The organism is Legionella sp., from assembly GCF_049790535.1.
In the GTDB taxonomy this organism is placed as follows: domain Bacteria; phylum Pseudomonadota; class Gammaproteobacteria; order Legionellales; family Legionellaceae; genus Legionella.
On record NZ_JBAQZB010000154.1, the window covers coordinates 36,794 to 49,422 of the forward strand.

Sequence of the window (12,629 nt, forward strand, 5' to 3'; positions counted from 1 at the left end):
TATTCTGTCTTCGCAAGAGAAGCGTGCAAAATAAGAACAAAATAGGAGGGAGCGTGGGCTCTTTGTTACTAAGAAAGCTGATTGTTGCTGCAACGTTGATGGTGTTAAGCATAATGGGTCAATTGTTGTATGCTGAAACTATCCCTACACAACAGAAATTACCGCTTATAGATGGATATTATCCGGCTTATCCACCTACTACTCCCGCTGAGGGTGCGCAACAAGCATTGATTCAACGAGGGGAATACCTGGCTAAAATGGGAGACTGTATTTCCTGCCATACTGACGTTCGCGGTGGAACACCCGCCTATGCTGGCGGATTGCCAATAGAAACTCCTTTTGGAACCTTTTATAGTCCTAACATAACCCCTGATAAAGAAACTGGCATCGGAACCTGGACTGAGCAAGATTTTATTCGTGCGCTGAAAGAAGGTCGTGATCCTAAGGGTAGAAATTATTTTCCAGTATTCCCATACTACTATTTTTCTAAAATTACTGATGATGATGCTCGTGCTTTGTATACCTATTTCATGAATTTACCACCTATACGCCAAGAGAATAAACCCTTACCTTTTCCTTTTAATGTTCCTGGCGCTCGCCTTAGCCTTTGGGGATGGAATTTATTATTTTTCTTTCCTGAAAATCGTGAAATTCAATATGATAAAAACCAAACTCCTGAGTGGAACCGTGGTAAATATATTGTTGATGGCTTAGGCCACTGCAGCATGTGTCATACACCATTAAATGTGTTTGGTGCACCAAAGAATACCTATTACCTAACCGGTGGTTTTATTGATGGTTACTGGGCTCCTAATATTACTAAATACGGATTAGAGTCAGCGAGCACGGAGCAAGTTGCTGATGTATTCAGAAAAAATCAGTTAATTAACAATGCCGGTCCTGTTTCGGGTCCAATGGCAGAAGTAAATCATAACAGTATGAAGTATTTGACAGATGCTGATACAATGGCCGTGGCTACTTACCTAAAAACGGTAGAGAGTAAAGAGCCATTAGGACTACCAGCATCTAATGCAGCCCCTTCGCTCTCACGTGGAAAAAAAGTTTATTATACTGCGTGTGTGATTTGCCATCAAGATGGTCAAATGAGTGCACCGCTTATTGGTGATGCGGTAAATTGGTATTCTCGCCTGAAAACTAGCGGTTTAACAGGTTTGTACCGTCGTGCAATTCATGGATACAACTCGATGCCAGTCAAAGGAGCTTGTGTCACTTGCTCTGACAACGATGTGATTTCTGCTGTGGATTATATTCTCAATGAGTCATTAACTCGTACAGAATTGACTGATCTTAAGTCGGGTGGGGCTACTAAATTCCCTACTAATGGGGTTGATGTTTACAATGAAAATTGTGCCGTTTGTCATAATGAAGGCAAATCGGGTGCTCCAAAAATTGGTGATAAAGAAGCGTGGAAGCCATTAATCGCTAAAAATATGGATGTGTTGATTGAAAATACAATTCATGGGAAAAACCACCCTAAAAATGGTGGCTGTGAACAATGTACTAGTAATGAAATAATCAAAGCAATTAAGTATATGGTCAGCCAATCTAAAACTGAAGGTAATTATTCATTGTGGTAAACATACAGAATCCAGACGGTTTGTGCGGTTAATAGTCGCAGAGTACCGATAAGTACAATTTATCGACCGCCAGGCTTCCTGGCTTTATGACAAAATGAGGAATTGGGATGTTAAACAGGTTAACACTCTATAAATTAATAACACTTCTTGCATTATTAATCGCAGGCCAGCCAGTATTTGCTGCTGCGGATAATTGGCAGTTAAATATGTTTGAGGGGGTAACACCCATAAGTCAAGATATATATTATCTACATATGGTTTGTATGGTAGTTTGCGCCATTATTGGCGTCGTAGTATTTGGAGTAATGATTTATTCTCTGATTCATCATCGAAAATCTAAAGGATACAAAGCAGCATCGTTTCATGATAATCCTCGTCTAGAGCTTATCTGGTCAATTATTCCATTCTTAATTTTAGTAGGTCTTGCTATACCTGCTACACGCGTTTTAATTCGTATGGATAATACGAAAGAGTCTGATGTAACGGTTAAAGTAGTAGGTTATCAATGGCGATGGCGTTATGAGTACTTAGATCAAGGGATTTCTTATTTTAGTACTTTATCTACTCCCTTAGCGCAAATCCAAAATACACAACCAAAGAATGAATGGTATTTATTAGAAGTTGATAAACCACTTGTTTTACCCATTAATAAAAAGATTCGTTTTCTGGTTACTTCAAATGATGTAATTCATTCCTGGTGGGTTCCTGAATTAGGCATTAAACGTGATGCAATTCCTGGATTTATGTATGAAGCTTGGGCAATTATTCAAAAGCCTGGTATTTACAGGGGGCAATGTGCAGAGCTTTGTGGGATTAACCATGGGTTTATGCCAATTGTTGTGGAAGCCGTAAGTCCGGCAGACTTTGATAAATGGGTTGCTTCGCAAACCTTGAAACAGGATCAATACGCCAATGAAGAAATACAACCCGCTACACAAAAAATAATGCAACGTGATGAACTGATGATTTTGGGACAACATAAATACGAGCAATTGTGTGCCGCCTGTCATCGAGCAAATGGTAAAGGGTTACCACCAATGTATCCGGCGCTTAAAGGGAGTTCTGTAGCAGTAGGTACGCCCATTTCTCGTCATATAGACATCATCTTAGATGGTATCCCGGGCTCGGCGATGCAGCCGTATAAGGATCAGCTTAGCGATGAAGAGGTTGCAGCAATTGCTACTTATGAGCGTAATGCTTGGGCAAATAACACAAACGATATGATTCAACCTGCAGAAGTGGCTGCAGAGCGACAAAATGCGAACAAACAACCAACCATGGTTAATAAAGCTAAAGCTGGAGGTTTTCAATGAGTTATGCAATAACACATGACGATGATCATGATGATCATGGGCCTGAACAAGGCAAAGGTATTTTGGGATTTGTAAAGCGCTGGCTATTTACTACCAACCATAAAGATATTGGTACTCTTTATCTCTGGTTGGCAATGATCAGTTTCTTCGTGGCTGGTGGGATGGCATTGATTATTCGAGCAGAGTTATTTCAGCCAGGACATCGCCTAGTTGATCCTAACTTTTTTAATCAACTGACTACCTTGCATGGTTTGGTAATGTTATTTGGTGTGGTAATGCCAGCATTTACAGGAATGGCTAATTGGCAAATTCCTATGATGATCGGTGCGCCCGATATGGCTTTACCTCGGCTTAATAACTGGAGTTTTTGGATTTTACCATTTGCCTTTACCTTGCTGTTTTCAACTATGTTTCATGCAGGCGGCGGGCCTAATTTTGGTTGGACTATGTATGCACCTTTATCAACCAAATATGCGCCACCCAGTACCGATTTCATGATTTTTTCGATACATATGATGGGTCTTTCCTCCATTATGGGTTCGATTAATATTATTGCAACCATATTGAACTTACGAGCTCCGGGCATGACGTTAATGAAAATGCCAATGTTTGTTTGGACCTGGCTAATTACCGCTTTCTTACTTATAGCAATTATGCCTGTTCTAGCTGGGGCAGTGACCATGATGTTGGCTGATCGTCATTTTGGCACCAGTTTCTTTAGTGCAGCAGGGGGCGGTGATCCTATATTATTTCAACATATATTTTGGTTCTTTGGACATCCCGAGGTTTATGTTTTGATATTACCTGCATTTGGTGTTATTTCAGAAATTATCCCTACATTTAGCCGTAAGCCTTTATTTGGTTATCACTTCATGGTGTATGCCACTGTGAGTATTGCGTTATTGTCATTTATTGTCTGGGTACATCACATGTTTACTACAGGAGTACCTTTAGGTGCTGAACTGTTTTTCATGTACACCACCATGTTAATTGCGGTGCCGACAGGAATTAAAGTATTTAACTGGGTAAGTACCATGTTTCGAGGATCAATGACCTTTGAAACACCTATGCTATTTGCTTTAGCTTTTGTTTTTTTATTTACTATTGGTGGATTTACTGGTTTGATGTTGGCTTTGGTTCCCGCTGATTTTCAGTATCAAGACAGTTATTTCGTCGTGGCGCACTTCCATTATGTTTTAGTTCCTGGTGCAATCTTTTCCCTGGTAGCAGCTACTTACTACTGGCTGCCTAAGTGGACCGGACACATGTATAATGAATGTTTAGGTAAATGGCATTTTTGGCTCTCAGTATTTTCAGTGAATCTGGCATTCTTTCCTATGCACTTTTTAGGTTTGGCTGGTATGCCGCGAAGGATTCCTGATTATGCATTACAGTTTACTAATTTTAATATGATATCCACTGTAGGCGCTTTTATTTTTGGTTTCTCACAATTACTGTTTTTATATAATGTGATTGCTACCATAAGAAAAAGAAGAACTAAGAACGATCTGGTTACTTCAAGGGTATGGGAGGGTGCTCAAGGTTTAGAGTGGACCTTACCTTCTCCACCACCGTATCATACATTTACCACGCCACCCGAATTAAATTTGTAAGTCGATGGGTAATGTTGTATGAATAATGAGAGAAATCATGGTAGGTTGCTTGTTCTCTTAACGGGTATTGTATTAGGAATGTTTGCATTTGGTTTTGCTTTAGTTCCTATTTATAACAGTTTATGCCAAACCTTAGGGATTAATGGTAAAACAAGCAAAGAAGCGGTAGCCTACGATACGAAAACGGCTAAGATTGTCCAAGACCGCGAAGTTTTAGTTGAGTTTGTTGCAACGAATAACGGCGGCGTGCCTTGGGCATTTTATCCAAAAATACATAAAATCAAAGTGCATCCTGGAGAAATAGTTAAATTAGAATTTTATGCTGAAAACAAGACTGATTATCCAATGACGGTCCAAGCAATACCCAGCGTTACACCTGGCATTGCAGCTAAATATCTAAAAAAAACAGAATGTTTTTGTTTTACTCAGCAAACATTAAATGGGCGTGAAGCAATGAATATGCCCTTGTTATTTCATTTGGATACTGAATTACCGGAAAATGTGAATACGGTTACATTGTCCTATACCTTGTTTGATGTGACAGGCCGTAGTTAGCGTAATTAGCTCCTTGCTCTTTTGATGAGAAATGCCTGTAGGCGAGGGTAATTTTACTTTCATCTAGCATTGGGCTGTCATCAAAAAAGGAGATTTTTTAATTGAAGAGCTTAAATGAATTATTGATACAGGAGACTAAAATACAATGGGAGCACATGGTACTTATTACATCCCCAAGCCCAGTCACTGGCCTTTGGTTGGATCATGTGGATTAACCACGTTCTTGGTAGGGGCAGCGTCCTGGCTTCATCATGATTGGTATGGACCTTACCTTTTTAGCATGGGTCTTGCGATTATTATTTTTATGATGTTTGGCTGGTTTGGTCAAGTCATCTATGAAAATGGTAAAGGGCTTTATGATCTTCAAGTTGATCGATCTTTTCGTTGGGGTATGTGCTGGTTTATTTTTTCAGAAGTATGTTTTTTCGGCGCATTCTTTGGTGCTCTGTTTTATGCACGATTGTGGGTGGTGCCACTTTTAGGCGGCGAAGTACATCCAATGACTCATTTTACTTTATGGTCAGATTTTAAAGCAACCTGGCCTGTATTAGTAAACCCCAACAACCAAGTTTTTGCTGGGGCACACGAAGCAATGGGGGCATGGGGTTTAGCTGCAATCAATACATTAATTTTATTAACATCAGGGGTTACAATCACTTGGGCACATTGGGCTTTAAAGTTAAATAAGCGTTCTCAATTACTAATTGGTATGTCGTTAACTATAGCTTTAGGTATTTTGTTCTTAATTTGCCAAGCTTATGAATATCATGAAGCATACACAGAAATGAATTTGACGTTGTCTGCTGGGATTTATGGAACAACTTTTTTTATGTTGACAGGTTTTCATGGCTTGCACGTGACTTTGGGAACCATCATGCTCATTGTGATTTTAGTTCGCTGCAAGCGAGGTCATTTTACCCCAGAACGTCATTTTGCTTTTGAAGGCGTTGCTTGGTATTGGCACTTTGTGGATGTGGTATGGTTGTTTCTATTCATTTTTGTATATTGGCTATAAAAAAGTTCTACATCTTGCAATTAGTACGAACTAAATAGGAACTTTGCATGAGGCTTTTTTATAGCCTCACTTAACATTTCAATCGTGCTAAAAAAACCTACTTTTTAATCTGAAATGCTTGTTGTTGAACTTGCTTAATTTGTGCTTGCATTTGCTTCATTTGATTTTGATTTTCAGTATAAATTTTTTGAATTTGAGCGTGCATTTGTTTCATTTGAGCCTGCAGTTGGGTATTCAGAGTAATTATTTGCTGTTGTTGTTGATCGTGCATTTGTTTCAATTGGGCTTGCAGTTGAGTATTTAATTGTACAATTTGTTGACTAACTGAACCTCCAGTTAATTGAGTCGGTCCACTAGCAGTACTACCTACATTGGAGATAGTTGACGTAAAAAGTGCAGTACTTAACATAATAAATTTTCTCATAGTTCCTTCCTTAGTATAATAAATTTACTGAATCATAGTTCATGTAAGTTTTGAGCAACATTGTACAAGAAAATCTTTAACACGAATGCGGGTATAAAGCAATATTTTATATTAGCTACTCTATACTAGTTTTATATTTTAAGATAATTTTGTTTCCTATTCATTAAACTAGTTGGCATTCTAGAATAGTTGTGTTTATTTATATTTGGTTACATTCTCAAATTTCGCGTCCGTATTTCTTCTAAACTTAATTCTTCATTGAGAAGATGGAATACTTCATCATGAATTTGCCCCGCTTTGCGCATATGCAATAAAGTCTGTTTTTCAGTCGCTATAGCGGTTAAGGTTAATTTTTTTAAGTTTTGATAATCTTCATTTATAGTTGAATGAGGGAATTTACAAAGCTGAGTTTTGATCATAGAAAGTCGACGGTGAATTGGTTTTTGAAATTCTAATAGTACCTCATCCGAAACATGTACACATTTTGTTAATTCAGCAATTCTTTCTAATGCTGCTTCATAAGTGCGAATACGGGCTTGTGCTTCTTCTTGCATGCGTATCTTAGGATCTTCTTTTAATTGAAATTTTTTGATTAATACAGGTAATGTTAAGGCTGGAATTATTAATGTTGCCACGGTATTCCTGGGGCTAATTGAATTGGAATCGCTAATGCTGCGGCTAATGAAACAACTCCTCTCATGCCGGACCAGCCTACCACAAATATCAATTGCCAGTTTGGCATAGGATCTTTTTTTATGATCGATGGAATTAATTTGCGGGCTATATAAGCCACACCAAAAATCCAAACGATACGAATTCCTATAATAGCCAAGAGGACTACGGCACTATAAAAAATTAAATAAGTTAGCGGATAAGACAACGATTTAATCACGGAAGGTAATTCAAGACCAATTAATATAAAAACAAAACAATTAATAATAAATAAGAAGATGCTCCAACTAGCTCTTGATAAAAACATCAGTTGTGCAGAGGCGAATCCTGGTAGTAATCTACCAATCATAACACCACAAAACACAGTAGAGATGACCCTAGAAAATCCAAATTGATCGGCTATCAGATAGCTTATGAATGCAGTAATAAAGGTAAAAGTTGTTTCAGCTAAGACATTATTGATGTATTGGAGTAAACAGAGGGCTATAAAACCAGTAGCTAAACCAGTGATTGCTCCACCAATAAGGATCGTGCAAAAGTCACTGGCCATATGAGACATGGAAAAAGTACCTGACACAATTGCCGCTATACTAAAGCGAAATAACAACAAAGCTGTTGCATCATTAATTAAACTTTCGCCCTCTAAAATTGAAAGTATTCGTCTATGGGAATGTAACTTCTTTACAATTGTTATGGCTGCGGTAGCATCAGTTGGCAATAAAATAGCGCCAAGTAAAAAACCTTCTGCCCAGGATATTTCTGAAAAAATGGCTTTAATTAGTAGGGCCACGGCAACTGTAGTTATTATAACTAATCCAAAAGCATTGAGTGTAATTGGTCTTAAATTAAATTTAAAATCTTGCCATGAAATAAAATAAGCAGTTGAAAACAAGATAGGAGGTAAAAAAAGTTTAAACACCATATCAGGATTTATTTGAATATGTGGTATCCAAGGCATAAAACTAATAATGGCGCTCACCGCAACTAGAAAAATTTCAAATGGTAAGTGAAAACGATTGGCAATCGGCACAGAAAGAACTGCTAGCAGCAGGAGAAAAATTATAGGTTCAAATAAATCCATGTAAAGGATATCCATCAATAGCTAATAGTACAGCATAACCACAAAAGGGTGCATTGTGTATTGTGAGGATGTTTAGTAAAAGACTCTATCTTTTGTCCCTATTCACGTCCTCACAGGCAGCAATTGAGGGCAGAGCATTATATCTAAGCCAAACATTATTTTAATTCATCAGTTGTTCAATAATTTTTTGCAAACTGTTGGTACTATCATAATGAATAACTAAAGATCCTTTGCCAGATTTTCCAGGTTTTAATTTAATCGCAGTGCGCAGCAGTCGTGCTAAATTATTTATTTGTTCTTGGTAGTGTAGATCAAGTGACACAACATCTAATTCTTCAGTGCTCTTACTTGCTTTAATACGTTCTACCAATTTCTCGGTTTCACGAACAGATAAATTTTTAGTAACAATTAATTGTGCTACCTGGTTTTGCTGTTCTTCTTCAAGCATCAGCAAGGCACGTGCATGTCCCATATCGATGTCGCCATGTTCCAGCAGTTTTTTTACGGCTGTTGATAATGTCAGCAAACGCAAATAATTGCTTACTGCAGTACGTGATTTACATAAAAGATCGGCAACTTGCTGATGTGTTAAGGAAAATTCACTTGTGAGTCGATACATGGCACGTGCTTGATCCATGGCATTTAAATCTTCACGTTGTAAATTTTCGACTAAGGCCATGGCTATGGCAGTTTCATCATCAACTTGTTTTAAAATAACAGGTATTTCAGTTAGTCCAGCAAGTTGGCTGGCGCGCCAACGGCGTTCGCCGGCAATAATTTCATAACGACCATCGCTAAGCTCCCGAACCAGAAGCGGTTGTAACAGTCCTTGCTTTTTTATGGATTCTGCTAATTCGACTAGGGGGGTTTGTTCCATTTCACTGCGTGGCTGATATTTGCCAGGTTGCAAACAGTCCACTGCAAGTTTAAGATTCTCCATTGCTGGTTTTTCATTTAAAAGAATAGTAGCAGATTCACCCAATAAGGCGGATAAATTACGTCCTAAACCACTGCGTTTTACTGTCATAAATTACTCCCTTTAACCTACTACAGTCTGTTTATTAATCAACTCGGCAGCAAGTACCATATAGGCAGCCGCCCCAGCTGATGACTTATCATAGTGGATTGCCGGCATACCATGACTAGGTGCTTCTGCTAGTCTAACATTGCGTGGAACCACTGTTCTATAAACTTTAGTAGGGAAGTGTTCAATTAATTGTTTTGATACATCAGAGCACAGTCGATTACGTCCATCATACATAGTGCGCAGTACGCCCTCAAGATGTAGACGAGAATTTACCGATGCTTTAACTTGCTCAATAGTGGACAGGAGTGCGGCTAAACCTTCTAATGCATAATATTCGCATTGCATGGGAATGAGTACCGAATCGGCTGCTACAAACGCATTAATGGTTAATGTATTTAATGCAGGAGGGCAGTCAATAAGAATATAATCATAGCGACTTTGCAAGGGTTGTAATGCTTTATATAAAAAAGTTTCACGATGATTACGCTCCATGAGACTTACTTCAGCAACCGTTAAGTCATCATTGCCAGGAATTAAATCATAACCATAAGTTGTAGTTAAACAGGCTTGTTCTGCCAGACAGTCGTGTAATAACACATCATTAGTAGTATGAACTAGTTGGTTTTTATCAATACCACTACCCATAGTTGCATTTCCCTGGGGATCTAAATCGATCAACAAGATGTTTTGGTGATTTGTAGCGAGGGATGCAGCTAAATTAATAGCCGTAGTCGTTTTACCTACCCCACCTTTTTGATTGGCAATGGCTATGACTTTCGTCATGATTAATTCCTTGGTTGAGTGTTTTCTATCAGCACGCAGCAACGTTCACCATCAACACCTTTAACAGTATAATGTTCCACTTTGCAGTTTTGCATTATTTCATGCAGTTCGGCAGCAGGATAACGACCTTTCATTGCCAACCATTTTCCATCTTTGGCAACAAGATGCTTTGTCCACTGAATCATTTGTGAAAGGCTACTAAATGCTCGACTTATCACTGTATCAAAACCTTGAACCGGGTGGTAGTTCTCGACTCTAAAATGTACAATTTCAAGATTTTTCAAGCTCAATTGCCGCTTTACCTCATTAAGAAAACGTGTTTTTTTTCCATTAGCGTCTAATAAAACAAAATGTGTTTCTGGTTTAGCAATCGCAAGAGGAATACCTGGCAAACCAGCACCAGTTCCTACATCGATTATTCGCTCACCACTAACCCAAGGTAAAATAGCCAAACTGTCTAATATATGCTTACTCACCATGGACTCAGGATCGCGGACGGCGGTCAGATTATAAGCTACATTCCATTTTTTCAGTAAAAATAAATAATCTAATAATAAGGAACTAAATGAGCTTAAGTTAAATTGCAGCAATCCTTGTTCAAGCAGTAGTTTTAACTCTTTTCTCTCATCATTTTGCAATATAGTGAAATGCTCGCTCATGCTTCAAGCCGTTGTTTTTTCAAATGGATTAAAAGTAAGGATAAAGCTGCAGGAGTTACTCCTGAAATACGGCCTGCTTGTGCCAGTGATGTTGGTTTTATCCTCGACAGTTTTTGAATTACTTCTGTAGATAATCCTATCACTTCACTGTAGTTAAGCGATTTAGGCAATGCCGTCTGTTCCTGCTTGCGCATTTTTTCAATGTCTTGTTGTTGTCTGTCTATATAACCAGCATATTTATTTTGAATTTCTATTTGTTCGCTTACTTCTGGAGGTATTTCAGGTAAGTTCAGATCCTTTAGTTTTAATAAATGCTGGTAGTTAATTTCTGGACGTTTTATAAATTCTGAGGCGCGATTATCATGTTGCATGGGGTTAAGCAGAATATCTTTCAATGCCTCATTATGGCCTATACGTACCCAAGAATTATGCAATAATGTTTGAGTGGCTTCTATTGCTTCACGCTTGGCAGAAAACTGTTGCCAACGTGCTTCACCTACCATACCTAATGCTCGTCCTTTTGCAGTTAACCGTAAATCTGCATTGTCTTCCCGTAATAACAAACGGTATTCAGCTCGTGAAGTAAACATACGATATGGTTCTTGTGTACCGCAAGTAATTAAATCATCAATTAGTACGCCAATATAGGCTTCATCACGTCGTGGACACCACAATTCTTTTTCCTGAACGTATAAAGCAGCGTTCATCCCTGCAATGATTCCCTGGGCAGCAGCTTCTTCATAGCCTGTGGTACCATTAATTTGTCCTGCAAAGAATAAATTGGCAATTGGTTTGGTTTGTAAGAACGAAGTGAGTCCACGTGGATCAAAATAATCATATTCTATAGCATAACCTGGGCGTGTAATATGAGCATTTTTAAAGCCTTTAATGGTCCGTACGAATTGTACTTGTACATCAAAGGGCAGGCTTGTGGAGATGCCATTTGGATAAATTTCCTCTGTAGTTAAGCCTTCAGGTTCAACAAAAATTTGATGTGATAATTTATCAGCGAAGCGGACAACTTTATCCTCTATGGATGGGCAATAACGTGGTCCTACTCCTTCAATAACTCCTGCATACATCGGCGATTGATGCAGATTATTACGAATAATCTCATGCGTAGCTTCTGTGGTGTGAGTGATATGGCAAGAAATTTGTTGCGGATGATCGCTATGACTACCTATGTAAGAAAATATCGGTAATGGAACATCACCTGGTTGTTCTAACATTTGACTGTAATCCAGAGAGCGTCTGTCAATACGTGGTGGCGTACCTGTTTTTAGACGGCCGACAGGCAAATCGAGATCGCGTAAGCTTTTTGCCAATGCAATCGCCGGGGGATCGCCAGCGCGTCCGCCTGCATATTGACTCATGCCCACATGAATTTTTCCACCTAAAAAGGTACCTACGGTCAGTACTACAGCGCGCGCGCGTAAGGTATAGCCCATTTGGGTAATTACACCAGTGACACGAGTGCCTTCGATTACTAAGTTATCCACTGCCTGTTGAAATAAAGTCAAATTAGGCTGTGATTGTAATTGCTCTCTAATAGCTTGACGATAAAGTACTCGGTCAGCTTGTGCACGAGTAGCACGAACAGCAGGGCCTTTGGATCCATTAAGCGTACGAAATTGAATTCCTGCTCGGTCTGCAGCTTTCGCCATCGCCCCATCTAAGGCATCAATTTCTTTAACCAAATGGCCTTTACCGATCCCGCCAATGGCTGGATTACAGGACATTTGTCCTAGTAAATCCATATTGTGCGTCAATAATAAAGTTTGTGCACCCATACGTGCTGCAGCAAGAGCAGCTTCTGTACCTGCATGACCACCACCTACGACGATAACATCATATAATTGTTCAAGATTCATAATCGGATTATTTAACTG

12 protein-coding genes are annotated in these 12,629 nt (G+C 38.9%); 5 read left to right on the forward strand and 7 right to left on the reverse strand.

Features of this window, described 5'->3' with window-relative positions; all coding sequences use genetic code 11:
* The first annotated feature begins 53 nt into the window (after positions 1–53).
* The 5 genes from WA877_RS10615 to WA877_RS10635 all read left to right on the forward strand — a co-directional run bounded on the left by WA877_RS10615 (position 54) and on the right by WA877_RS10635 (position 6,094).
* Positions 54–1,598 (forward strand): c-type cytochrome, encoded by a 1,545-nt coding sequence (locus tag WA877_RS10615; protein ID WP_425170888.1) that lies wholly within the window; start codon positions 54–56, stop codon positions 1,596–1,598.
* Positions 1,599–1,705: 107 nt separating this feature from the next.
* Positions 1,706–2,911, forward strand: a complete 1,206-nt coding sequence (gene coxB / locus WA877_RS10620; protein WP_425170889.1) for a cytochrome c oxidase subunit II — start codon at positions 1,706–1,708, stop codon at positions 2,909–2,911.
* Positions 2,908–4,524 (forward strand): cytochrome c oxidase subunit I, encoded by a 1,617-nt coding sequence (gene ctaD, locus WA877_RS10625; RefSeq protein WP_425170890.1) that lies wholly within the window; start codon positions 2,908–2,910, stop codon positions 4,522–4,524. The genes coxB and ctaD overlap by 4 nt, the downstream gene beginning before the upstream one ends.
* Positions 4,525–4,542: 18 nt before the next feature.
* On the forward strand, positions 4,543–5,079 hold the full coding sequence (locus WA877_RS10630; protein ID WP_425170891.1) for a cytochrome c oxidase assembly protein: 537 nt from the start codon (positions 4,543–4,545) through the stop codon (positions 5,077–5,079).
* Positions 5,080–5,224: 145 nt separating this feature from the next.
* On the forward strand, positions 5,225–6,094 hold the full coding sequence (locus WA877_RS10635; RefSeq protein WP_425170892.1) for a cytochrome c oxidase subunit 3: 870 nt from the start codon (positions 5,225–5,227) through the stop codon (positions 6,092–6,094).
* A gap of 97 nt (positions 6,095–6,191) precedes the next feature.
* On the opposite strand, the gene WA877_RS10640 is transcribed toward WA877_RS10635, so the two are convergent.
* From WA877_RS10640 to mnmG, 7 genes are all read right to left on the reverse strand, one after another.
* Positions 6,192–6,518 (reverse strand): hypothetical protein, encoded by a 327-nt coding sequence (locus tag WA877_RS10640; protein ID WP_425170893.1) that lies wholly within the window; start codon positions 6,516–6,518, stop codon positions 6,192–6,194.
* A 209-nt stretch (positions 6,519–6,727) separates the two neighbouring features.
* Positions 6,728–7,153, reverse strand: a complete 426-nt coding sequence (locus tag WA877_RS10645) for a hypothetical protein (protein WP_425170894.1) — start codon at positions 7,151–7,153, stop codon at positions 6,728–6,730.
* On the reverse strand, positions 7,141–8,271 hold the full coding sequence (locus WA877_RS10650; RefSeq protein WP_425170895.1) for a cation:proton antiporter: 1,131 nt from the start codon (positions 8,269–8,271) through the stop codon (positions 7,141–7,143). Before WA877_RS10650 ends, WA877_RS10645 begins: the two co-directional genes overlap by 13 nt.
* 160 nt (positions 8,272–8,431) lie before the next feature.
* Positions 8,432–9,298, reverse strand: coding sequence for a ParB/RepB/Spo0J family partition protein (locus WA877_RS10655; protein WP_425170896.1), 867 nt, complete (start codon positions 9,296–9,298; stop codon positions 8,432–8,434).
* Positions 9,299–9,310: 12 nt separating this feature from the next.
* Complete coding sequence (locus WA877_RS10660) at positions 9,311–10,081, reverse strand: ParA family protein (RefSeq protein WP_425170897.1); 771 nt, start codon at positions 10,079–10,081, stop codon at positions 9,311–9,313.
* Positions 10,082–10,083: 2 nt separating this feature from the next.
* On the reverse strand, positions 10,084–10,740 hold the full coding sequence (rsmG, locus tag WA877_RS10665; RefSeq protein ID WP_425170898.1) for a 16S rRNA (guanine(527)-N(7))-methyltransferase RsmG: 657 nt from the start codon (positions 10,738–10,740) through the stop codon (positions 10,084–10,086).
* Entirely contained in the window at positions 10,737–12,611 is a 1,875-nt protein-coding gene (gene mnmG / locus WA877_RS10670) for a tRNA uridine-5-carboxymethylaminomethyl(34) synthesis enzyme MnmG (RefSeq protein WP_425170899.1), read from the reverse strand. The genes rsmG and mnmG overlap by 4 nt, the downstream gene beginning before the upstream one ends.
* Positions 12,612–12,629 lie beyond the last annotated feature (18 nt).